Source organism: Comamonas sp. (assembly GCF_036643215.1).
GTDB lineage: Bacteria > Pseudomonadota > Gammaproteobacteria > Burkholderiales > Burkholderiaceae_C > Comamonas.
This window is the reverse complement of record NZ_JAVXSJ010000023.1, coordinates 1-23,161: the sequence shown is the minus strand read 5'-3', so window position 1 is coordinate 23,161 and position 23,161 is coordinate 1. Positions and strand designations below refer to the sequence as shown.

General features: G+C 58.3%; 21 protein-coding genes and 2 tRNA genes. 9 read left to right on the top strand and 14 right to left on the bottom strand.

Features of this window, described 5'->3' with window-relative positions; all coding sequences use genetic code 11:
- Positions 1-215: 215 nt before the first annotated feature.
- The 4 genes from RSF91_RS15070 to murI all read left to right on the top strand — a co-directional run bounded on the left by RSF91_RS15070 (position 216) and on the right by murI (position 2,794).
- Positions 216-689: a GNAT family N-acetyltransferase gene (locus tag RSF91_RS15070; protein ID WP_332569186.1), complete on the top strand. Its 474-nt coding sequence runs from the start codon at positions 216-218 to the stop codon at positions 687-689.
- A 48-nt stretch (positions 690-737) separates the two neighbouring features.
- On the top strand, positions 738-1,274 hold the full coding sequence (locus RSF91_RS15065; protein ID WP_332569185.1) for a hypothetical protein: 537 nt from the start codon (positions 738-740) through the stop codon (positions 1,272-1,274).
- Between the two features lie 18 nt (positions 1,275-1,292).
- Positions 1,293-1,835, top strand: coding sequence for a hypothetical protein (locus RSF91_RS15060; RefSeq protein WP_332569184.1), 543 nt, complete (start codon positions 1,293-1,295; stop codon positions 1,833-1,835).
- A gap of 86 nt (positions 1,836-1,921) precedes the next feature.
- Entirely contained in the window at positions 1,922-2,794 is an 873-nt protein-coding gene (gene murI, locus RSF91_RS15055) for a glutamate racemase (RefSeq protein ID WP_332569183.1), read from the top strand.
- 9 nt (positions 2,795-2,803) lie between these two features.
- Here the strand turns inward: murI and RSF91_RS15050 are convergent, their stop codons facing one another.
- The 10 genes from RSF91_RS15050 to RSF91_RS15005 form a co-directional block, all read right to left on the bottom strand.
- On the bottom strand, positions 2,804-3,409 hold the full coding sequence (locus tag RSF91_RS15050) for a YgjP-like metallopeptidase domain-containing protein (protein ID WP_332569182.1): 606 nt from the start codon (positions 3,407-3,409) through the stop codon (positions 2,804-2,806).
- Between the two features lie 73 nt (positions 3,410-3,482).
- Complete coding sequence (locus RSF91_RS15045; RefSeq protein WP_332569181.1) at positions 3,483-4,115, bottom strand: DUF6806 family protein; 633 nt, start codon at positions 4,113-4,115, stop codon at positions 3,483-3,485.
- A gap of 205 nt (positions 4,116-4,320) precedes the next feature.
- A complete protein-coding gene (locus RSF91_RS15040; RefSeq protein WP_332569180.1) occupies positions 4,321-4,893 on the bottom strand; it encodes a LysE family translocator in 573 nt (190 codons plus the stop codon).
- A gap of 249 nt (positions 4,894-5,142) precedes the next feature.
- Positions 5,143-5,231, bottom strand: a tRNA-Leu gene (locus RSF91_RS15035).
- A 99-nt stretch (positions 5,232-5,330) separates the two neighbouring features.
- Positions 5,331-5,406: transfer RNA gene (locus tag RSF91_RS15030), tRNA-Gly, on the bottom strand.
- 98 nt (positions 5,407-5,504) lie between these two features.
- Complete coding sequence (locus RSF91_RS15025; RefSeq protein WP_332569179.1) at positions 5,505-7,127, bottom strand: FadD3 family acyl-CoA ligase; 1,623 nt, start codon at positions 7,125-7,127, stop codon at positions 5,505-5,507.
- 3 nt (positions 7,128-7,130) lie between these two features.
- Positions 7,131-8,195: a ferredoxin--NADP reductase gene (locus RSF91_RS15020; RefSeq protein ID WP_332569178.1), complete on the bottom strand. Its 1,065-nt coding sequence runs from the start codon at positions 8,193-8,195 to the stop codon at positions 7,131-7,133.
- An 80-nt stretch (positions 8,196-8,275) separates the two neighbouring features.
- Positions 8,276-10,009 carry an FAD-binding protein gene (locus RSF91_RS15015; protein WP_332569177.1) on the bottom strand — a complete coding sequence of 578 codons (1,734 nt, stop codon included), beginning with the start codon at positions 10,007-10,009 and terminating at the stop codon, positions 8,276-8,278.
- 13 nt (positions 10,010-10,022) lie between these two features.
- A complete protein-coding gene (locus tag RSF91_RS15010; protein ID WP_332569176.1) occupies positions 10,023-11,753 on the bottom strand; it encodes an FAD-dependent oxidoreductase in 1,731 nt (576 codons plus the stop codon).
- A 101-nt stretch (positions 11,754-11,854) separates the two neighbouring features.
- The gene (locus tag RSF91_RS15005) at positions 11,855-13,042 is read right to left on the bottom strand and encodes an acyl-CoA dehydrogenase family protein (RefSeq protein WP_332569216.1); all 1,188 of its coding nucleotides are present in this window, start codon (positions 13,040-13,042) and stop codon (positions 11,855-11,857) included.
- 287 nt (positions 13,043-13,329) lie between these two features.
- Between RSF91_RS15005 and RSF91_RS15000 the strand changes: the two genes are divergently transcribed.
- The 5 genes from RSF91_RS15000 to tesG all read left to right on the top strand — a co-directional run bounded on the left by RSF91_RS15000 (position 13,330) and on the right by tesG (position 17,997).
- Positions 13,330-14,307: a flavin reductase gene (locus tag RSF91_RS15000; RefSeq protein WP_332569175.1), complete on the top strand. Its 978-nt coding sequence runs from the start codon at positions 13,330-13,332 to the stop codon at positions 14,305-14,307.
- 67 nt (positions 14,308-14,374) lie between these two features.
- Positions 14,375-15,214: an alpha/beta fold hydrolase gene (locus tag RSF91_RS14995; RefSeq protein WP_332569174.1), complete on the top strand. Its 840-nt coding sequence runs from the start codon at positions 14,375-14,377 to the stop codon at positions 15,212-15,214.
- 6 nt (positions 15,215-15,220) lie between these two features.
- Positions 15,221-16,015: a 2-hydroxyhexa-2,4-dienoate hydratase TesE gene (tesE, locus tag RSF91_RS14990; protein WP_332569173.1), complete on the top strand. Its 795-nt coding sequence runs from the start codon at positions 15,221-15,223 to the stop codon at positions 16,013-16,015.
- A 6-nt stretch (positions 16,016-16,021) separates the two neighbouring features.
- On the top strand, positions 16,022-16,942 hold the full coding sequence (gene tesF, locus RSF91_RS14985; RefSeq protein WP_099737652.1) for an acetaldehyde dehydrogenase TesF: 921 nt from the start codon (positions 16,022-16,024) through the stop codon (positions 16,940-16,942).
- A gap of 17 nt (positions 16,943-16,959) precedes the next feature.
- Positions 16,960-17,997: a 4-hydroxy-2-oxovalerate aldolase TesG gene (tesG, locus tag RSF91_RS14980; protein WP_332569172.1), complete on the top strand. Its 1,038-nt coding sequence runs from the start codon at positions 16,960-16,962 to the stop codon at positions 17,995-17,997.
- Between the two features lie 111 nt (positions 17,998-18,108).
- Here the strand turns inward: tesG and RSF91_RS14975 are convergent, their stop codons facing one another.
- The 4 genes from RSF91_RS14975 to RSF91_RS14960 form a co-directional block, all read right to left on the bottom strand.
- Complete coding sequence (locus RSF91_RS14975) at positions 18,109-18,822, bottom strand: PepSY-associated TM helix domain-containing protein (RefSeq protein ID WP_332569171.1); 714 nt, start codon at positions 18,820-18,822, stop codon at positions 18,109-18,111.
- Between the two features lie 3 nt (positions 18,823-18,825).
- On the bottom strand, positions 18,826-20,925 hold the full coding sequence (locus tag RSF91_RS14970; RefSeq protein WP_332569170.1) for a TonB-dependent receptor: 2,100 nt from the start codon (positions 20,923-20,925) through the stop codon (positions 18,826-18,828).
- Between the two features lie 561 nt (positions 20,926-21,486).
- Positions 21,487-21,786 (bottom strand): hypothetical protein, encoded by a 300-nt coding sequence (locus RSF91_RS14965; RefSeq protein ID WP_332569169.1) that lies wholly within the window; start codon positions 21,784-21,786, stop codon positions 21,487-21,489.
- 122 nt (positions 21,787-21,908) lie between these two features.
- Positions 21,909-23,087: an MFS transporter gene (locus RSF91_RS14960; protein ID WP_332569168.1), complete on the bottom strand. Its 1,179-nt coding sequence runs from the start codon at positions 23,085-23,087 to the stop codon at positions 21,909-21,911.
- Between the last annotated feature and the right edge of the window lie 74 nt (positions 23,088-23,161).

Genomic DNA, 23,161 nt, shown 5'->3' with positions numbered 1-23,161 from the left:
TTCTAGGGGGTGAGGTGTTTTTTACCGCTATAAAAACCTGAGCATTTAACTGCCTTTAGACGACTGTTCACCTTCAATTGATGCATGAAAATTCATCAAAACAGCGAGTTGCATGCAGATAAAAACCAGTCATTTCAGGACTTACACACCCTGACCGCATGCCCCAACCCCTTGTTTGAATTCATTTTTACCAAACTCGAAGCACCTGCCAACCCATGCATATACGCAGTTACCAGCCCGGAGATGAAACAGCGCTGTGGAACATATTTCACAGCGCTGTCCATCAACTGGCTGCCTCGCACTACACACCAGAGCAGCTCAATGCATGGGCACCAGACCAGCCAGACTGGCCTGCATGGACTGCGCGCATGCAGGCGCTGCAACCCTTTGTCCTTATTGACCCGAACGGCCAGCCGGCTGGTTATGCCGACCTGCAGCCCAACGGCTATATTGATCACTTTTTTATAGCACCAACCCATGCAAAGATGGGCGCAGGCAAACAATTAATGCAATATCTGCAGCAACTGGCCAGGCAGCGCAGACTGAAAGAGATCAGCGCGGACGTCAGCTTGAACGCCCAGCCGTTTTTTTTACACTCTGGCTTCGTGCTGGTGCGCCAGCAACAGCCCGTCATACGCGGTGTTGCTCTGGCCAATGCCCATATGCGCCAACGTCTAAAGCCATCTTAAAAAATGAACAGGCTCTGGAAACCCAAGACACCCGCCCCACAGAAATGGATGATCTCCATTTTTCTGCTGTCGCTGATCGGCGCTCTGGCCCCCATCCTCTGGCGCAGCTTTGTGCCTACGGCCCACTGGCAGCTGCAGTCTCTATATGGGGCACTGCTGCTCACTACAGCAGGCGGGCTATGGCTGCGCAGCCTGTATCGACGCAAGCTCTGGCACCCAGCAGGCCCGTGGACCGACTACGGAGCCATCAAGCGCTGGCTGATGTCCGCGCTGTGCGTCTGCTTTTTCACCTTTGTGCTCTGGCTGGATCTGGTCGCCACGCTGCCAATGGCCTACACCCGCTTAATGGGCGATGAAGTGGTGTTTACAAGCACCGCAGAGAAAAAGCGCGGTTCTGGCCGCCATGCCTGCCGCCAGCAGCTCAAATTGCCAAACGTTCACTACATTTTGTTTGAGTTCTGCCTGAATGAGGACTCTTTTGACGACTTGCCCGATGGTCCGCTGCCCGCTCGCATCTCTGCACGCCAGAGCTACTTTGGCAGCAGCATTCACACGATTGAGCTGGCCGTTCCACGTGCCCAATAAGTGCTGAAGGACCAAAGCATGCGAATACTTTTACTACCTCTCTTGCTCTTCTCCGGTGTGGGGCTGCTGTGCAGCGTGACCCTTCACCTTGCCTCACTCACAGGCCACGCCACCCAGCTGCAAAGCTTGCTGACGGAGGATATGCAGTTCCGCGTCATGACCAGCATCACCGCAGGCATTTTTGTCGTGTGGCTGCCCGCCGTCCTGATCGCCCAGCGCATCAACAAAGGCAACCGGCTGAAGTTTTCCTGGAAGGACGTGCTTGCAGGCTGCCCGCAATGGATGAGCTACGCCGTCTACGGCTTGTTTGCCTATGCATTTATCAACTTCTTTTTATCCATCTCCACACGCGAGATGGACAGCCAGCAAGGCCTTCGCACCTTCTCAGGCCACTGGATGCTGTTTTACGGCATGGCGTTCTGCATCTTCTTTTCAAGCTGGAGACGCCCTTCACTGCTACGCACCCGGCACTGTCCTGCCGGACATGAAGTGGCGCATAACGACCAGTTCTGCTCACTTTGCGGCCTGCCTGCAGCGCAAAGCGGCCAAGATGAGAACTAATTCAAGGCCCTGCACAGATCCGCATTGCCCAAAGCGGCGCATACTGACGACCGCCTCTGCCCTCACTCCACATCAACGCCCGCGCCATGCCCACCTCTCAGTCCCCGATCGGTATTTTTGATAGCGGTGTTGGCGGTCTCAGCGTGTTGCAGGCACTACGCCATGAACTGCCACACGAGCAGTTTGTGTACCTTGCAGACAGTGGCAATGCCCCCTACGGCGATGCACGTGGTGAGGCCTTTGTGCGAGAGCGCAGCCTGGCCATTGCCCAACACCTGCTTGCACAGCACGACATCAAAATTTTGGTGGTGGCCTGCAATACCGCCACAGCAGCGGCCGTGGAGCTGCTTCGCTCCCACTTGCCGGGGCTGCCCGTGATCGGGGTGGAGCCCGCAATCAAGCCCGCATCGTTTTCCAGCCAGACCCACCATGTGGGCGTGATGGCAACGCGCGCCACTATTAACAGCCAACGCGTGGCACGGCTGGTGGCCGACCACAGCGAGCGGGCCGAATTTCATTTGCAAGCCTGTGACGGGCTGGCCAAAGCCATTGAGCGCAGTACCGAGCAGCCTTTGCCAGAGCAGGTTGACACTACAGAAATAAGAGCGCTTTGCGCAAGATACACAAGCGCTCTAGGCAGTTTTGGGCAAAAAACCGGGCAAATGGACACTCTCGTGCTGGGCTGCACGCATTACGTGTTTGTCAAAGACGATCTGCGCGCCTTGCTGGGCCCAGATATTCAACTGCTAGACACCGGTGCCCCCGTCGCCCGCCAGACGCGTCGCATGCTTGAGCAGCGCGCCCTGCTGGCCCCTGAAGCCCATTCACAGCAGGTTCAGCTTCAGACCACCGGCACCTTAAGTGCACTGCAAGCAGCAGCTCAGCGCTGGCTGGCCTTGCCTGCGAGCTGCTGTGCGGTGGTCAACGTGCCATCGCCCAACGCAGCTGTGACAGCCTGAGCTTCAAGATCAGCCCCAAAGCGGTTCACCACCGCCATCCAGGTAGCTGAGATAAAAGCGCACATCAAATTCGAGCTGGTGATACTCAGACTCCATGTGCATGCACAGCTGATAAAAGGCTTTGTCGTGATCCATGATGCGGATATGGGCCAGCTCATGCACGCAAATCATGCGCAAAAATGCATCAGGCGCCTGCTTGAACATGGCCGCAATATGAATCTCATGCCTGGCATTGGTCTTGCTTCCATGCGCAATAGAACGCCGCGTGTGCAAGCCCAGCGCATTGCGCATCACATGAATCTTGCTGTCGTAAGCCACTTTATGCAATTGACCCGAATTACGCAGATATTCCAACCTAATGTCGTCAACGTAGTCGTAAAGCGCCTTATCCGTACGCACCACATGGGCCTGCGGATACTTTTTCAGCAGCCACTCCCCGGCCTTGCCCGCCACCAGCCATTCGCGCACCTTACTCTGCAACGACGGTGCATAACCCGACAGATACGGCAAGGCCAGCTGCGCTGGTGCGTTCTCAGTCGTGGCGCGCGCAGCCCTGTCCTTGCGCAGCTGCTGCGTGATGGCGCCTGAATATTTGGGGGTAGGAATGGGCTTCATGGCAAAAGACAAACCCTCTGTGTCACGGCCTGAAGACCGCAGCGCAGAGGGTTTTTTAATTAGAGTCTGTGAATCAGTGCAGATGACGTGGACGGCGGTTGCCTCCACCATGACCAGAGCCTGAGCCGCCAGAGCCACCGCGCGGGGGCTTGCCCAGCTCCAGCGAGCTGACCAGCGCTTCAAAGCGCTGGGAGAACAGTTTGTCGATCTCCTGGACCACGCCGCTCAGCTCAGCGCCATCAAAGTGGCGCTCCATCAGGCCGATAACATCCTGCACCAGCAGGTCACGCTGCACCTGCATGATGGCGGCAGGGTTAGGTCCCACAAAGAGCATGACGAAGTCATCGCGGCTTTGCGACTCATCAGAGGCTTCTTCTTCATCGAACTCAGTGTCGTAAAAGGTCACCTCAATGGCCGAACCCTGCTCGGCCAGCTCGTTCAGGCCCATGCACATATCGTCCAGCGCCTGGCGGAAGTCTTCATCGCCACGCACCGTCCAGCACATCTGCAGCAGATGCTCCTTCTTGTCGAGCTGAATGCCGGGTTCCTCTTCATAAAGACTCCCCTCGGCTTCATTCAACGAGCGCGCACCAGCATAGGCCCACAAAGGACGCAATGCGTCTTGCAACTGCTCGTACGTAACATCAGCACGGAGCAGAACCTGACCGTGGACATGAATTTCAAAAGCAGCGTTGTAACTAGGCATCTTTTTTTCTCTTGGAGTGCAGGCCCTGTCAGCATGACAGAACTGAGAACCATATTGCACCGAAGTATGGGCTTTTCCAAGCTCGTGAACCAATGCTTGACACCCCCAGTGCCAAATAGCATTAAAAAGGGGGATTTTCTCACTGAAGCCAAAACCGCGCAGGCAAGCGGATACCGGTCAAGCACTGCGTCCAGCGCGGTTCCAATCAGTAAAAAATTCCATGAATCAGCAGCCAAACTGCAAAACCCCACAGCGTAAGCGCCGCCAGACACTGAAACCATTGCGGCTGCAGCCAGCGAAAGCGCCCACTCATGAGTACGGAGCCAAACGCAATCCACAGAGCGCCAATCGATGCCACCAGCAGCACAAAGCTACCCATCACCTCTGCATAGTTGGACACGCTCAACCAGGTCTGCACAGGAAACAGCGCCATCGCAAAAATAACGGCCTTGGGATTGAGCAGCGTGGCAATGAACAGCTCAAGCGGCTTGACCGAGGCCATCAGCTCCTGCAGCGGATCCAGCCTGGCTTGATGCCAGAGTCGCCAACCCAATTTAGCGATATACAGTCCGCTGACCACCTTGATGATATTGATGACAAAGGGGTAGTCTTGCATCGTGGTATTCAGCACCAGCCCCCAGATGCTGGTCGCACAGACATAACCCAGGCATTCAAAGGACAGCAGAGGCGCAGAACGGCGCAGCCCTTGGCTGATACCCGAAGAAGCCAGCAAGGTATTGGTCGGCCCTGGCGTGAGAAGAATGGTCGCAATGACCAAAAGAAAAGACCAATCGTTAACGTACATCCTTGAACGCACCCCGTAAAAAGAAGAACAGGGCATGTTTTGTTGCAATGCAGCAAGAATAGCGGCGTTAACGCAATTTCTCGCCCAATGAAGCTGGTGCCGACAGCATTCTGTAACTCACAAACTACAGAGCAAGCTGCGCAGCGGTTTTCATCGAAATGCAAAACAAAAAGGACCTCAAAGCCAAAAGCCTGAAGTCCTCGTCAATGCTCATCAAATAACTGGTGCCCCGAACCGGAATCGAACCGGTACGCTTCGTTAAAAGCGGCAGATTTTAAGTCTGCAGTGTCTACCAATTTCACCATCGGGGCCCACTTCTTACCAGTGCGCAAGCACCAGCGTGAAGTATTGCATCAGCCATATGACCAAAGCAATAAAAAAGGGAAGCTTTTGCTTCCCTTTTTAAAATCTGGAGCGGGAAAACGGGTTCGAACCGTCGACCTATACCTTGGCAAGGTATCGCTCTACCAACTGAGCTATTCCCGCATTTCTGAAAAGTGTTTCACTCAACAGAGCAGACTCGAATTATAGCCACGATTTTCAGGTAATTTTGAGAATCGGGCTACTTTTTCAATACTGCGTATTCAAGCCGGTTGCGCAGCCTGCTCCAGCTTGGCTTTGACGATCTGCAGCAAGTCGCGCTTTTGCACCTTGTTGGAGGCATTCACGGGCAGGCTGTCGAGTTGCAGCACAAAGCGCGGCACCTTGTAGTTAGCCATATTGGCACGGCACCAGACGATGAAAGCATCTTTGTCCAGCGTCACGCCGTTGCGCGTGACCACGCAGGCGCAACCCACTTCACCCATGCGCTCATCGGCCACACCGACGACGGCAATCTGAGCCACATCAGGGTGATTGGAGAGAATGCGTTCAATTTCAGCCGGGTAGCAATTGAAGCCGCCCACGATGAACATGTCCTTCAGGCGGTCGGTAATGCGCAGATAGCCGTTCTCATCGAGCACGCCCACATCGCCCGTATGCAGCCAGCCATCGGCATCGATAGTCTCTGCCGTCGCTTTCTCATCCTCAAAGTAGCCCTGCATGATGTGATAGCCACGCAGCAGCACCTCGCCAGCCTCACCAGCAGCTACGGGCTGGCCCTGCTCATCCACGCAGCGCACTTCGGTGCCGGACAAGGCCTTGCCACAAGTATTGGCCACGGTTTCCACATCATCAGCAGGCTCGCACAACGTGGCGCAGCCACCGCACTCGGTCAGGCCGTAGGCGGTCGTCACGTTCTTGATGCCCAGCTCTTCGCGCATGCGCTTGATAAGAATCGGGGGAACGGTAGAAGCACCAGTCACCGACGACACCAGCGAGCTCAGATCAAAGTTCTTGAGACCCGGGTGCGCCAGCATGGACAGGAACAGCGTAGGCGGGCCGGGCATGAAGCTGATGCGGTCACTTTCAATGCGGCGCAAGATGGCTTCGGCATCAAAGACCTGCTCAGGGTAGACCGTAGAGCCTTGCAGCAAAGCGGCCACCCACCCAGCCTTGTAGCCAAAGGTGTGAAAGAAGGGGTTGACGATCAGGTAGCGACTGCCTTCGGTCAGTCCCACCACATCCGACCAGGCCTTGAAAGCCAGAATGGTCGGGCGATGCGAGCACATCACGCCCTTGGGTCGACCTGTGGTGCCCGAGGTGAACATCAAGTCAGCTGTATCGTCTGGCTTGATCTGTGCTTCGCGCTGCTGCTGTGCTTCGGCGGTTGTGCCTTCGGCCTTGGCCATGAACTGTTGCCAGTTCAGGTCTGCACTGGGCAGCACCTTGTCGCCCAGCACCACCACCTGTTCCAGCGTTGTGGGCCGCTGGCCTATCAGCAGATCAGGGTAGTAGTTATTCAGAAAATCGCCCACGCACACCAGCACTCTAGCGCGGCTGCGGTCCAGAATGTCGGCGGCTTCGCCACCCTTCATACGGGTGTTCAACGGCACCAGCACGCCACCAGCGGCATGCACGCCGCAGGCCGCAATAATCCATTCGCTGACATTCGGTGCCCACAGGGCCACACGGTCACCAGCCTGCACGCCCAGTGCCATCAAGGCGCGGGCGGCCTGGCGGCTCAGTTGCTGCAGCTGTTCATAGCTGATGGATTGGCCGTTCTCGACAATCGCTGCGCGGCTGGCGAAGCGGCTGACCACATCGGCCAGCATGCCTGGCAAAGTCAGCGAAGCCTCGGGCAGCGCGCTCTGGTTGATATTCGACATAAATTACTCCGGAAATTTGACGCGCAGCTTTTCGCTGGTGGGTACGGACTGGCAGGCCAGCGTCCACTTCTTGGACAAGTCCTTGGCATCCAGCACTTCGTTGTGGCGCAGATGGACACTGCCGTCCTGCACCTGACACATGCAAGAGGCACACATGCCTGCTTGGCAGGAATACGGCACATTGATACCTGCGCGCAGGCCCGCCTCCAGAATGGTTTCAGTGCCGCTGCAGGTGAACTCGTATTCCTCACCATCCAAGCGCAGCTGCACCACGGCTTCATCAACCGCAGCCTCCACAGGCGCCGCCTCCTGCATCTGCTGCAGGGTTTCCTCGTCAGGTAGCGAGACAAAGCGCTCCACATGCACCTGCTCAGCGGGCATGCCGGCATCAATCATGGCGGCCTGGGCGGCATCCATAAAGGGCCCAGGGCCGCAGATAAAGGCCTGTCCGGCATTGGCCACCCAAGGTTTTGCCCAGGCCACCAGTTGTTTTTGCGACGGTGCGCCCTGCACCGAATCCAGCCAGTGAATGACTTGCAGGCGATCGGGATACTCGGCCGCCAGTTGCTGCAAGTCTTTCTTGAAGATCACCGAGCGCTCATCGCGATTGGCGTAGAACAGCACCACATTGCCCTGATGCTGTTTGAGCACCGTGCGCAGAATCGAAAACACCGGTGTGATACCACTGCCGCCAGCCAGCAGCAGAAAGTTCTGCGACAGGTTTCTGGGCGAAAACAGGCCAGAAGGCGGCATCAGCTCGATGGCGTCGCCCACGCGAATTTTGTCGCACACCCAGTTGGAACCACGCCCTTGATTCACGCGCTTGACGGTGACGCGCAGCGCATTGTCCAGCGCAGGCGCGCTGGACATGGAATAGCAGCGGGGCACATAACGGCCGTCGATAGGCAGTCGCAGCGTCAAAAACTGGCCGGGGCGATAGCTGAATTGCTCGGCCAGTGCCTCGGGTACATCAAACACGATGGACTTGGTGTCGTGCGTTTCATCAATCACCGCGCTCACGCGCAGCGGGTGGTAACGCGATGTGGTTGTTGTGGCTTCACTGCTCATTTTTATTTACCCCTTACTCACTCACACTTTTTGTCGCAGCCATGCGCCGACGCCCCGACACATGACCGCCCCCAAAGGGGTCAGGTCGAAACACTATCCAGAGCCACTGCTGGCTGGACTTGCGTCAGTTGCTCTGACTTGTCACCCTCCAGCGCTGCTGCCTTGCCGGCACGGCGGCCAGAAAACACGCAGTCAGCCAGAGACAGCCCGCTCACATAACGTGAAGAGGCCACCCCAATGGCTGTGCGACCAGCGGCATACAAGCCCGGAATATCGCGGCCAGCACCATCGGTCACCGCGCCGTTGTCTTCGTTGACCTGGAGGCCCCCCAGACTCAGCACGGCCAGCGGGAACATTTTCTGAGTGATGGAGATATCAATGGCGAACAGCGAGCCACCCTTGAACTCGTGGCGCATGTCTTTGGACTTGCCCTGCGGATCCTCAGCTTCGCCACGCGCTGCGGCATTCGCACTGTCAAACTGGCGCTGCAAAACAGCGGCATCCATGTCCAGTTTTTTGGCCAGGTCGGCAACAGACTTGCCCTTGACTGCGACCTTGTACATCAGCGCCAGCGCTGGCATGGACTGAAAGGCCCACAGGCCACCAAACAGGCACTGCCACGCAGCCGTCCTGCGCAGCTTGCTATCAATAATGAGCCAACCCTTGCCGCCCTGCTTTTCCATCAGCTCATAGCCCAGCTTGGCGCCATAGACCTGCTCGTTGCAGAAACGCTCGCCTTTGGTATTGACCACCAGCCCCTTGGGCCAGACCGACGGAGGCGTGATGAAGCGCCAGGCCGAGATGTTGTTCAGATCCTTGCCAATGCCACCCACGGACTGCCCCAGACGCAGACCCGATCCATCGCAGCCCGTGGCACCTGTCAGCCAGCCGGGCTTGTATGCCGGTGCGTGCTGGTCCATCAATTCAGAGTTGAAGATATAGCCGCCGGTAGACAGCACCACACCCTTGCGGGCACGGATAAAGCGCTTCTCGCCAATCTCGCTCTCAATCTGCGCAGCTTCGCGGCGGCCTGCCTGAGCGCGAGGCGCCTGATACAGACGCCACTTGGCCACCAGCTCATCCAGCTTTTTGTGGCGCTCAGTGCGTGCATCACCTTCCGGCAGCACCGTCACTTCCACACCCAGAATGCGGCCAGTGTCTTGCTCGCGCACCAGTCGCTGTACGCGGGCCTGAGTCAGCGTGCGGGCACCCTGGGCCAGCGTAGCTTTTTGAAGCGCCGCAAAAAACGTAGCACCCGACTGGCCCTTGGCCACCACACGATGCCCACGCGGAGCAGGCTTCTTGGCCAGTTGCAGATTGCCGTAAGCAGGTACCACTTCGTTGCCGGAGTAGTACAGGTACATGCCGTCGGCAGGGTACGAAGTTTTGTACGCAGGCATGGTCGACGCAAAGGTCGCACCCTGCTTTTCCAGCCAGTCCAGATTAGCCACGCTGTCGCGACTGAAACGTGCCAGCGTCTCATCGCTGACCACGCCATTGACCTCATGCTTGAGGTAGGCCGTCATGGCTTCGGGCGAATCCTCAAAGCCCGCTTGCTTCTGGTACTTGGTGCCACCACCGGCATAGACCACGCCGCCCGAGAGCACGCTGGCACCGCCGCCGCTGAAGCGATCGATCACTAGCACTTCAGCCCCCTGCTCGCGTGCCTCAATGGCTGCGCTGGCACCGGCTCCACCCCAGCCCACGACAACTACATCGGCAGAATCAGACCACTGAATCTCATCGGCAGACCGCACATCCAGTGCGGCGCCCACAGGATTAATGGTGCTGATGTGTTTTTTGGAGTTTGACATTCGCGCCTCCAGCTTAAACAGCCTTGCCCAGCAGGTGCGGGTTTTCGAGTGGCAGAGGCTTGCCCAGCATGTCAGCCACCGCGCGGAAGGCAAATGTCATGGCCGGGCCAAGGGTAGATCCAGCGCCCGCATAGGCAGGGCCCATGACGGAAGCCGAGTTATTACCCACGCAGTACAGGCCATCAATCACCTGTCCTTCGGTGCTCAGCACGCGACCTTCACGGTCAGTCAGCAGACCGCCCTTGGTGCCGATCTCGCCGGGCCACAGGCGCATGGCGTAGAACGGGCCTTTTTCGATGGGCCCCAGATTAGGGTTCTTCAGACGTGGGTCGCCGTAGTAGCGATCAAACACGTTGCCGCCGCGGTCAAAGTCCAGATCCTTTCCGGTCTTGGCGTATTCGGTCATGCGGCGTGCGCTGTCCTTCAGGCCAGCAGCCTCTACGCCGATCTGGCCAGCCAGGTCTTCCAGCGTTTCGCCCTTCCAGTACACATTATTCAACCAGCTCTTGCGTACCTTGCTGTCTGGAATGGCGGAGGCAGGCATCAGCGGACCCATGGGGTTCTGAGCGCGAAAAGAGGCATCAAACACAATCCACGCAGGCACGCCGCCATTGCCCTTGGCATGTTCGGCCAGCATGGCTTGCTGAAACTCGGGGTATGGTCCGGACTCATCCAGAAAGCGCTGCCCCTTGTTGTTGACCACCATGCAACCAGGCAATGAACGCTCTACAAAGATGCCGCGAAAGGCCACCTCTTTAGGCACATCCATCGTCGGCACGCCCCAGGACCAATCCATCAGGTGCAGTTGCGCCCCCACGGCCTGACCTGCACGGTGTGCATCACCGGTATTGCCGCCTACGGGGGTGGCAGTCCATTCGGCCTTGGTGGGCTTGGTCAGATATTGGTCGCGCATTTCTTGGTTGCGCTCAAAACCACCGGCACCCAGCATCACACCGCGCTTGGCGTTGACCTGCATGCGCTGGCCGTTTCTTTCAACGATGACGCCAGTCACGCGGCCCGATGCGTCCTTCACCAGTTCCTTCAGCGGCGACTTGCTCCACATCTCGACACCAACCTTGTTCGCCGCTGTCAGCAGGCCAGCGATCAAAGCCTGACCACCGGCCATGCGGCGATCGCGCGTCGTCTTGCTGCGCCAAGGGTAGTCCAGAAAATACTTGAGCATGATGCCCACGATGGTGAAACGCGACTTCAGCTCACGCGACAGCATGGAGTGCGCTTCAAACGCATTAATGCTCATCTTGCCAAACAGCATGTTGCCCGTGGCACCAGGACGCATGGTTTCAAGCGCTGGCAAGCCCAGCTTGGCGGCGTTGAAATCCATCGGGTCCATGGTGCGACCGCCGGGCTTGGAGCCTTCGATATGAGGGTAGTAGTCAGCGTACTTAGCCATGGCGCGGTAGGGAATACCGATCTGGCGCAGGTACTCGGCCATCTTGCTGGCGGTTTCCACATAGGCCAGCACACGGTCATCCGTGGCCATGCCGCGCACGCAGCGCTTCATGTAGCTGAATGCGGTTTCAAGGTCATCTTTGATGCCCGAATTTTTCTGATCGTAATTGAGCGGAATCCAGATACCACCACCCGACAAAGCGGAGGTGCCACCAAACAGATCTGTTTTTTCGACCAGCAACGTCTTGAGGCCTTGCTCCTGAGCGCGAATCGCGCCCAGCAGGGCACCCGCTCCCGAGCCCACGACGATCAGGTCATATTCTTGTTCTGCCATACCTTGTCTCCGAAATCTTTGTTTTATGGATGGTCTGTCGCAAAAGAACGCGTGCGGCAGTGCCCTCTATGGGCGACTGCCGCAATTTCAGCTGATCAAAATCAGACGAAAGGTTCCTGGTTAGGAATACCCAGCACATGCGAACCATAGGCGCGCACATAAGCGTCTGTATTGTTGGCGATGTGGGTACGGCCCTGATGGATGTCGCGGAACACGCGCTCGATGGGGTTGCTCTTGAAGGTCCCGCTGGCTGCGCAGGCACGCATCATCTCGTTGACGTGGAAGCCTGTGAGCTTGGGCACATAGGAGGCCTGGGCACGCTGCAGCAGGCGCTCTTCCAGCGACAGCTGAATACCGGTCTTGGCGGCATCCACAATGCGCGCATAGTTGCGGAACAGCACCAGCTTCAACTGGTCCAGTGCAATGGCGGCTTCCGTCACTGCGGTCTGCGCGTTCACGTCTTCGGCCATTTTGTTGCCATGCTTGCCCACGTGGGCCGTGGCGCGCTCGGTGAACGAGGCAATCGTGCCTTCCAGTGCACCCAGGCAAGCCGTGGACACGGCACGCTGGAACACATGGGTGAAGGGAATGCGGAACAGCCAGCTGGTGTTTTCCACGCGACCGGGGCAGCCCGCATCGCTGTGGTCATTGGTGTACTGAATGCGGTGCGCCGGCACAAAAGCGTTTTCCACCACGATGTCGTGGCTGCCGGTGCCGCGCAGGCCCAGCACATCCCAATTGTCTTCAATGCGGTAGTCGCTCTTGGGTAGAAGAAAGGTCACATGCTCAAAGCCGGGTGTGCCGTCACGCTTGGGCAGCAGACCGCCAAGGAACAGCCAGTCGCAATGCTTGGAGCCGGTGGAGAAGCTCCAGCGGCCATTGAACTTGAAACCGCCTTCCACAGGCTCGGCCTTGCCGGTAGGCATATAGGTCGAGGCAATGCGCACGCCGCTGTCCTTGCCCCAGACATCTTCCTGCGCCTGAGCGGGGAACAGACCCAGCTGCCAGGGGTGCACACCGACCACGCCATAAATCCAGGCGGTGGACATACAGCCCTTGGCCAGTTCCATCTGCACGCTATAGAAAACGCGTGGATCCATTTCATAGCCACCCCAGCGCTTGGGTTGCAGCACACGGAACAGACCTGCCTCGGCCATCTCCTGAACGGTTTCATCGCTGATCTTGCCTTCGCGATCTGCTTGCTGTGCGCGAGCGGCCAGCTTGGGCGCCAGCGCCTTGGCACGCTCGATCACGGCCAGCGCATCGGGGGTGAGGTAGTTGTCTGTCATTGTGTTCATTCGAGTCTCCAGTTGCCGCTCCACCGGACGGCTTGTGGTGTGGTGGGCAAGGCTTTTTTGCCTATGACAGGAATGCTCTCACCATGCAAATTCCCATTCATCGTCCGATCAGACTAACGAGTAAACATGCGCAAAACCGCCCCACTCCAAGCGGATTCAGCGCAGCAAAAACCAGGACCCTAGGACAAACACCAAGACCTGTTTACCCCTGCTAGTCCATGTGAAGGATTCAAAAATCGCCCATAGCCAGCACTCTTGGAGCAAGGAGACATTCACCCATGCAAAGTACTACAGCAACCTTCGACCCCAAAGACTTCCGCCGCACCCTGGGCATGTTCGGCACAGGGGTCACCATCGTCACCACCCGTGCCGAAAATGGTGAGCCTGTAGGAATCACCGCCAACAGCTTCAACTCGGTTTCGCTGGAGCCACCCATGGTTCTGTGGAGCTTGGCCAAGAACGCACGCAGCCTACCTGTATTCCAGAGCGCTCAGACCTGGAATGTGCACATTCTCTCTAACGAGCAAGAAGCACTGTCCAACCGCTTTGCCCGTGCGGGCGAAGACAAGTTCTCGGGCCTGCCTCTCGATTCAGAAGAAGGGCAAGCCCCTCTGCTGCAAGAGTGCAGCGCGCGCTTTCAGTGCAAGACAGCCTTCCAGTACGACGGCGGCGACCACATCATTTTTGTGGGCGAAGTGACCGGCTACGACTCCAACCCACACCCACCTCTGCTGTATGTGACCGGTGGCTACGCCCTGGCATCGCGCATGGCCAATGCCGTGGCCAGCGAGCCTGCAGCCGACACCAATGCCGCGTATTCAGAGAACCTCATCGGCTATCTGATGGGCCGTGCTCACTTCCAATTCTTAAGCGGTCTGCGCAAGCCCATGGCGGCTTACGGCATGACGGATGCTGATTTTTACGTGCTCTCCCTGCTCAGCATCCAGCAGCCTCAGTCGCCTGCCGAGATCGCCTCGCACATGGCCTACACAGGCACCGACATCGGTGCCGTGGCACTGCAATCACTCATCAGCAAAGGCTGGGTAGAAGAAAGCCGTGGTCGCGCTGAGTCGCTGCAGCTGACGGCGCAAGGCAACACAGCCATCCTGCATGTGCTGGCCGCTGCCAAGGCGGTAGAGACCGACCTGATCGAAAGCCTGGGCGAGATGGAAGCCGCCACGCTGCGCAATCTGCTCAAAAAAGCCATCACCGCCACCGACCCGGGTCTGCCCAAACTCTGGCAAGCCAAGGCCTGAACGCCAATTTCTCACCCGAAGGCCGGAGACAGCCTTCGCCAATCCACTCCAACCATAAAGAACAGAGATGAGCCAATTTTCCATCCCCGAAGGCAAATATGTGGACATCGGCAATGTGGCCGGCCAGCCCCAGCGCGTGCACTATCACGAGCAAGGCTCGGGTGATCCCGTCATCTTTTTGCACGGTGCAGGCGGTGGCGCCAGCGGCTACAGCAACTTCAAGGGCAACTACCCAGAGTTTGCCAAGGCGGGTTTCCGCTCCATCGTTCCTGACCTGCTGGGCTATGGCCTGTCTTCCAAAACCGAAGAGCCCAAGCAGTACGACATGGATTTTTTCATCGCCGGCGTCAAAGGTCTGGTGGACCAACTGGGCCTGAAGAACATCACCTTGCTGGGAAACTCGCTGGGCGGCGCTGTGGCACTGGGCTATGCGCTCAAGTACCCTGAAGACGTCAAGAGCCTGATCCTGATGGCCCCCGGCGGGGTGGAAGAGTTTGAAGCCTATATGGCCATGCCCGGCATTGCCAATATGTTCAACATCTACAAGTCCGGCAAGACCGGCCCAGAAGCCATGCGCGCCGTGATGAGCATGCAGGTGGTGGACCAGTCGCTGCTGACCGACGAGATCATCGACGAGCGTGCCCCCATTGCACTCACACAGACTGACGCATCGCGCCAGCGCCTGTATATCCCCAACATGACAGAACAACTGCCCGATCTGAAGTGCAATGTGCTGGGCTTCTGGGGCATGCAAGACGCCTTCAACCCTGTGGGCGGCGCCGACAAGCTGGCCAAGGGCATCAAGAACTGCCGCATCGTGCTGGTCAACCAGTGCGGTCACTGGGTACAGGTTGAGCACCGCAATATGTTCAACCGCACCTGCATCGACTTCATGCAAAACGGCTGATCCATCATGAGCGACAAGCAATTTATTGAAACCCAAGGCCAGCGCCTGTATGACGCGCTGCGCACCGCAAAAACTCTGGCTCCGCTGACCGACAGCCACCCCGAAATGACGGTGGAAGACGCCTATCACATCTCCCTGCACATGCTGCGCCTGCGTGAAGCATCGGGCGAGCGCGTGATTGGCAAGAAGATCGGCGTCACCTCCAAGCCTGTGCAGGACATGCTGGGCGTGTTTCAGCCTGACTTCGGTTTTCTGACCGACAGCATGGCGTTTGAAGATGGCGCTGCTGTCTCGCTCAAGGCATCCGGCCTCATCCAGCCCCGCGCTGAAGGCGAAATAGCCTTCATGCTCAAGAAAGACCTGCAAGGCCCGGGCGTGACCAAGGAAGACGTACTGACTGCGACCGAATGGGTCGCACCCTGCTTCGAGATTGTTGACTCACGCATCAACGACTGGAAGATCAAGATTCAGGACACCGTGGCCGACAACGCCTCTTGCGGCGTGTTCGTCATCGGAAAGCAGCACACCGATCCAGCCTCGCTGGACCTGGCCGCCGCCGCCATGCAGATGACCAAGAACGGCCAGCCTGCAGGCTCGGGCCTGGGCAGCGCGGTGCAAGGACACCCTGCTGAAGCTGTGGCCTGGCTGGCCAACACGCTGGGCGCTTTTGGCATTCCCTTCAAAGCGGGAGAGGTGATTCTTTCTGGATCCCTCGCCCCTCTGGTTCCTGCCGCCGCTGGCGACCGTTTCGACATGGTCATCGAAGGCATGGGCACCTGTTCCATTCAATTCACGGAGTAAGACACCATGACGCAAAAGAAAATCAAGTGCGCACTGATCGGTCCCGGCAATATCGGCACCGACCTGCTCATGAAACTGCAGCGCTCCTCCATTCTGGAGCCTGTGTGGATGGTCGGTATCGACCCTGAATCCGATGGACTGAAGCGTGCCCGCGAAATGGGCATCAAGACCACGGCTGATGGTGTGGACGGCCTGCTGCCTTTCGTCAAGGAAGACGGCATCCAGATCGCTTTTGACGCCACCAGCGCCTATGTCCACGCCGAAAACAGCCGCAAGCTCAACGAGCTGGGCGTGCTGATGATCGACCTGACACCTGCAGCCATTGGCCCTTACTGCGTGCCCAGCGTGAATCTGGCCGAGAAGGTTGCCGAAAAGGCCATGAACGTGAACATGGTCACCTGCGGCGGCCAGGCCACCATTCCCATGGTCGCAGCTGTCTCCCGTGTGCAGGCGGTGAGCTATGGCGAGATTGTGGCGACTGTTTCCAGCCGCTCCGTCGGCCCCGGCACCCGCAAGAACATTGATGAGTTCACACGTACCACATCAGGCGCAGTGGAAAAAATTGGCGGCGCACAAAAAGGCAAGGCCATCATCGTGATCAACCCGGCCGAGCCGCCACTGATCATGCGCGACACCATTCACTGCCTCACGGTGGACACACCCAAGGTGGCCGAGATCGAAGCATCCGTGCAGGACATGATCAAGGAAGTGCAGAAGTACGTGCCCGGCTACAAGCTGGTCAACGGCCCAGTCATCGACGGCAACCGCGTCTCCATCTATATGGAAGTCGAAGGTCTGGGCGACTACCTGCCCAAGTACGCCGGCAATCTGGACATCATGACCGCCGCTGCCGCGCGCACGGCCGAGATGTTTGCCGAAGAAATCCTGGCTGGCCGCTTTGAGCCCGCTGAAGCCGCCCTGGCCTAATTCGCAGGAGATAAGACATGAGCCTTCAAGGTAAAAAAATCACCGTCCACGACATGACGCTGCGTGACGGCATGCACCCCAAGCGCCACCTCATCTCGCTGGAGCAAATGAAGACGGTGGCCTGCGGCCTCGATGCAGCTGGCGTGCCCCTGATCGAAGTCACCCACGGTGACGGTCTGGGCGGCAGCTCCGTGAACTACGGCTTCCCTTCCCACACCGACGAAGAGTATCTGGGCGCCGTGATCCCGCTCATGAAGCAGGCCAAAGTTTCCGCCTTGCTGCTGCCCGGCATCGGTACCGTCGACCACCTGAAGATGGCCTACGACCTGGGCGTCTCCACCATCCGCGTGGCGACGCACTGCACCGAGGCCGATGTCTCCGAGCAGCACATCTCCATGGCTCGCAAGATGGGCATGGACACGGTGGGCTTTTTGATGATGGCGCACATGAACAGCGCCGAAGGCCTGGTCAAGCAAGCCAAGCTGATGGAAAGCTACGGCGCCAACTGCATCTACATCACCGACTCGGCCGGCTACATGCTGCCTGACGATGTGAAGGAACGCCTGTCTGCCGTGCGTCAGGCACTGAACTCTGAGACAGAGCTGGGCTTCCACGGCCACCACAACATGGCTATGGGCATCGCCAACTCACTGGCGGCTGTCGAAGTCGGTGCCAACCGCATTGACGCAGCTGCCGCTGGTCTGGGCGCAGGCGCTGGCAACACCCCTATGGAAGTACTGGTCGCCGTGTGCGCCCGCATGGGCATTGAAACTGGCGTGGACGTCTTTAAGATTCAGGACGTGGCGGAAGACCTGGTCGTCCCGCTGATGGACTTCCCCATCCGTATCGACCGTGATGCGCTGACACTGGGCTACGCCGGCGTGTACGGCAGCTTCCTGCTGTTTGCCAAGCGCGCTGAAGTCAAGTACGGCATTCCCGCACGTGAGCTGCTGCTGGAGCTGGGCCGCCGCGGCATGGTGGGCGGCCAGGAAGACATGATTGAAGACACGGCCCTGACCATGGTGCGCCAGCGCAAGGCGGCTGCCCTAGTCTAAGCCGTTTTCTTCAGGTTCTCATTTCCGCTTTGGATTCAGGTTCAGTGGCTGCTTGGGGCGGCCACTGAACCTTTTTTTATGGTGCATCAACACCCAAAATGCCATGGCTGCTCAAGCAGTGAAGCCAAGCAACAGCAAAAGCCCAAGACTGGTTCCCCCAATGCCCAAAGCCAGCAAGCGACTGCCATGTAACTTCGTCCACAACAGGATGCCCGTCAACGACAGTGTAATCAAGGCACCGGCCATAGTGTCTGTCAGCAGAATCCATGCTGCAGACGCACCGGTTGCCATGTGCAGCCGGTTCAGCCTTGCCAGCAGATTAGGGTCCATGCGCTTGATCGATACTGATTGGTTTCCCACCCAGTACTCGGCGTTGACTGTTGCCCGGGGCACGGCAAAAGCGATCAGCCAGCGCTCAGGTTGCATGGCACCGGGCCAGGGTGTGGGGCCTGCGGCCTCTACCTTCTTTTGATGCGGTGGCTTGGCAATCCCCAGCTCTTGCTGCAATTGCCGCACCAGTGCATCAATATCCGCAGGCTGCTGCGCTAGACTGAGCTGCCACTGGGTGTTGTCATAAGCAGGGCCGGGTATCTTCATCGTGGCACGATGATTGAGCAGCAGGCCCGTAGCGCCAAACAGCAAGCCTAGAGCTGCACCCCAGATACCAAGCCAGGCATGGGTGCGGCGCAGCCATTTGAGAACGACCGGCCGATGCCAGCGCGCCGGAACAAACAAATGCCCGCCGCCGGACTTTGCCGGGCGCGGTGAGCCCGACTCACTTCTCTTGCCCGGTTCAGCCTTTATCGATGAACGTATAGCGCTCATTTTTTAGAAGCGATAGCGCGCCACAACCTGGGCCGAGCGCGGAGCACCCGGCAGGTTGAGGTTAGGCGAGCTGCCATGACCAGCGACGATATAGCGGCGATCCAGCAGATTGTTGAGCTTGAGCTGCACATCCCAGGCACCCATACGGTAGTAGGCCATGGCATCCACCGTCATGTAGCCGGGCAAAGTCACGGTATTACCAGGATTGGCAAATCGGGAACCCACATAGTTCAGCCCCCCGCCCAGACCGAAGCCATGGCCCAGAGCTTTGGTGACCCAGAGGTTGGCACTGTGCTTAGCCGTAAGCGTGGGACGCTTGCCCTGCACGGGCTGACCTGCATCAACGGCCGGCGATGTCACCATTTCACCGTCGAGGAAGGCATAACCTGCCCAGACTTGCCAGGTGGGCGCAATTTCGCCCGCAAAGGTCAGCTCAAGCCCGTTGGTGCGCTGCACACCCAGAGGCACTACGGTATTGGTTGTGGGGTCGGTGCTCTTGATATTGGTGCGCTCCAGCTTGAACAGCGAAGCCGTGACCGAAGCCTTGCCATCCGGCAGATCCCACTTGACACCAACCTCCTGGCTGGTCGTTTTCTCCGGTGCCAGTTGCGCATTGCTGGCAGCCAGCGCAAAAGTTTCACCCGAGGGCTGGAAGGACTTGCTCCACGAAGCGTAGTAAGACCACGCAGACGATGGCTGATAGACCAGACCGACGCGTGGGCTCCAGGCCGTGTCCGTGCGGCCCAGATCCGGCTTGCCCGGCTGGCGCTCATGCGTGTCCTGCTGGAAACGGTCGTAACGCACGCCCGCCAGAGCCTTCCACTGCGGGGTTATGGTGACCAGATCCTGCAGATATACGCTGGCCACCTTGAAGACGCTCTGGTTGTCTGCCGATGGCTTGCCATCAATGCGCAGCGGCAGGGTTGGCAGCACCGGATTCAAGAGCGAGACGGTCGCCACATTGGCGCGGCTGTATGAGACCAGTTCCTTGCTCTGGCGGCCGAATTCAAAGCCATACAGCAACTGATGCTTCATCCCCGCCAGCTCCAGCTTTTGGGTCAGCTCGGTCTGATTGAAGAAGCCGCTCTCGTCACGCTGCAGATTGCCCCGGGTCAGCGATGCAGTCATCGCCTTCTCATTGACCGAACCTACCAGCGTGTTGCTTCTATCCAGCGAATAGTCGTAGTAGCGGAATGCATTGCGCAGCGACAAGCTGTCGCTGATACGGTGATTCAAAGTCGCACCCAGCGATGCCACCTCGGCTCTGCTCACATCCACATCCCTGGCATTCGCCGCGCCGTAATAGGTGCCCGGTGCCACGTTGACAGGTCTGCCCTGATACGCGGGTATACCGAAATCCGTCAGCCGGCTGTCTTTGAGGTAGTCGGCCTGCAGCAGCACACTGGTGTCGGCACTGGGTTTGATCAGCACCGATGCGGCCAGTGCCTTGCGATCCAGAAACTGCTGGTCGCGATAGCTGTCGGCACGTTCGACGGCGCCGGTCAGGCGATAGGACACCACACTGCCCTCTGGTGCACGGGCCAAGTCGAACTCGCCCCGGCGCTGGTTCCAGCGCCCAAGTGTCAGCCCGACCTCGCTGAGGTTAACGCCCGGCTTCTTGGTGATGCGATTGATCAAGCCGCCCGATGAACCGCGTCCGTAGAGCACCGATGCAGGACCTTTTAGCACTTCAATCTGCTCAATGTTGGACAAGTCCCGGAAGTACAGCGCGTCATCGCGCAAACCATCCACAAACTGATCGGCAATGGCCGAGAAGCCGCGAATGGTGACCTGATCGCGCTGACCATCGCCATGTGACAGCCCCACGCCAGGCACGGCTTTGAGAGCATCTTGCATGGACTGCGCGACCTGGTCACGCAGCAGGCTCTGCGGCACCACATTCACGGTCTGAGGAATATCGCGCAGCGGTGCCTCAATCTTGGTTGCGCTCGTTGCGGTAGGTGGGTTGTAGCTGGGATCGAGCTGGCGGTCGCTGCGAACCTGTACTTCTTCCAGTGTCACTTCCGATGCTTGCTGCGCCCATGCTGCGCCAGAAAAAGCCAGTCCCAATGCCGCTGCCAGCGGTGAATACCTCAATGCCATGAATGCCTCGTTATATGGAGTTTTTAATGCGGCTTGGCGGGTATCTACCGAAACAGTGACTACGGCATCAATTGGCTACAACCTGTGTGCTGTGCAAAAGCGCGTGAATCATAATCGAGAATGACTCTCATTTACCTGTACTTTACAGTACAGAAATCATTGAAGGATAGAAGTCTTGTAGGCAGTTTTTAAGCACAAAAAGCATGCAGCGACCACGCAGAACGGACTCAGGGCAACGTCGGCATGTAGGCTTTTCAAGCGAGCTAAAGCCGCAGTCGGCATTCCCGCAAGCGCTTTGAAGCAGCGCCGCTGCGGCATGGCGGGCGACCAGAAAGACATGGTGGCAAGCACGGCTCTGACCGTGGTGCGCCAGCGCAAGGTAGCTGTCGCGACCTAAGCCGTTTTCTGCGAGTTCTCACTTCTTCACCGGATTCGGGCTCAGTGGTGGCCTGGGGCAACTACTAAACCTTTTTTATGGAGAAGTGCAAAAAGCGAAGAGAGAAATAAAAAGAGAGCGAAAAGCAGGCAGACCAGCCCCGGGCGCAGGAGCCAGTCCAAAGCTCAATAGCGGGATGCCAAAACAGTTTGCCAGGAAGTATTTGCACTGGCCATGCTGATGCCAGCAGGCAGCTTGACTTGCGAATCGGCCTGCACAGCGTCGGCTGCGTTCTGCTGCAGGTTCGTGGCGGGCAAAGACAGCGCCAGCGCTGCCAAGCCAAGGCCTAAAAACCGAACCCTGTTCATCAGGTGAGAAGGCTTTTTCATCATCGTCTCCTTTGCTATGCCAGCGTTAACGTGTTGAGCGTCTAACGTCATCTTTGCCTGCAGTATCGCCAGCGCAAAAAATGCAACATCGTCCATTTCAACGAACAGGTATTTACCTAGGGTTCAACCCCTAAGCTCTAGCTGCCCAGCAATGAAAAGCGCCTGTCATTGACAGGCGCTAAGCAAGAGATGACTATGAAATCAGTAGCTTCTAACGCTTATCCAGCATGCGCTAAAGGCTGATTTGAGTGTGCTTTTTTACTCAACAGTAAATTGAGTACGGGCACAACGCTAGAGGCCAATGCGAACCACAGCACAGGCTCAATCCCCTGCGCCCCCATGAGCTTGCCCGCCACGCCCGGCCCCACCATGGACGCCAGTGCAAACGCACCCGGCACCAGCACAATGGCTCGGCCCGATGGGTCGGTGCGCGCAATATGAGCCGTCTGCAGCACGCAACCGCAGGTAAAGGCAAATTCCCAGAGCCAGGCGCCGGCGGCATAAAAGCCAAAACCCGTGGCTGATGCCAGCAGACCCAGTCCGCCCATCAAGCCCAGCAAGGTCACGCTCAGCCCCCGTGTCAGAGACCAGCGCGCACCCACGCCGGCAATGAAGAAAGCTGCCACGCTGCCCAGCAGCTTGAGCACGGCAAAGACCACCCCCATGTCCGTAGCACTGACGGACAGGTGAACACCAATGCGCTCCAGAAACGCCCACAGACCGATATTGCCGACCAGAAACAGCCACAGCACTGCCAGCGCCCACCAGGCTGTCACAGGCATGCGCTGCGGCTGAATGGTCAGCGCGTCGGTTGAGAGAGGTGAGCGGGCGTGCGCACCGCTCGGCACCCAGAAGACGGAGAACCCCAGCAGCAGCACCAGCGCTGCCAAGGCCCAGGCGGCGCCCGCATACTGAAAGCGGGTAATCAGCAGCGGCGGCAGCGCAAACAGCACCGCAGCCGTCACCGAAAGCTCTACCCCCTGACGCACGCCAAAGGCGCGCTCCTTGTTGGGCAGATCGGAAAGCATCCGCATGCCCAGGCAAGTCATGGTCGACGCAAAAAAGCCGGTGCAAGCCCAGCTGACATACAGCAGCGGCAAGGCTTGCACCATGGCGCTGAGCGCAAAGCACAGCGCCGTACCAATGGCACCCACCACCGTCAGCCAGCGCCAGTTGAGCCGGTTCATCCAGATGGGTGCACCCAGCGTGCCCAGCAGATAGCCGCCAAAGCAGATGGAGCCGAGAAGACCCACCTGTTCGGGCTGCAGATGAAAGCTGTCAGCCAGGCTTCCCAGCAGCACAGGCAGAGTATTGAACGGCAGACCACCGATGGTGGAGGCCAGACTGGCCGCCACCATGAGCGCGACCACATTATGAGATTTAAGGGTCGCGCCCATGGCAGTCTTTCGCAGTCGCTCTGCTCGCGCAGATTACATGTACAGAATCACCAGATCATTGATGACCGCAGGGC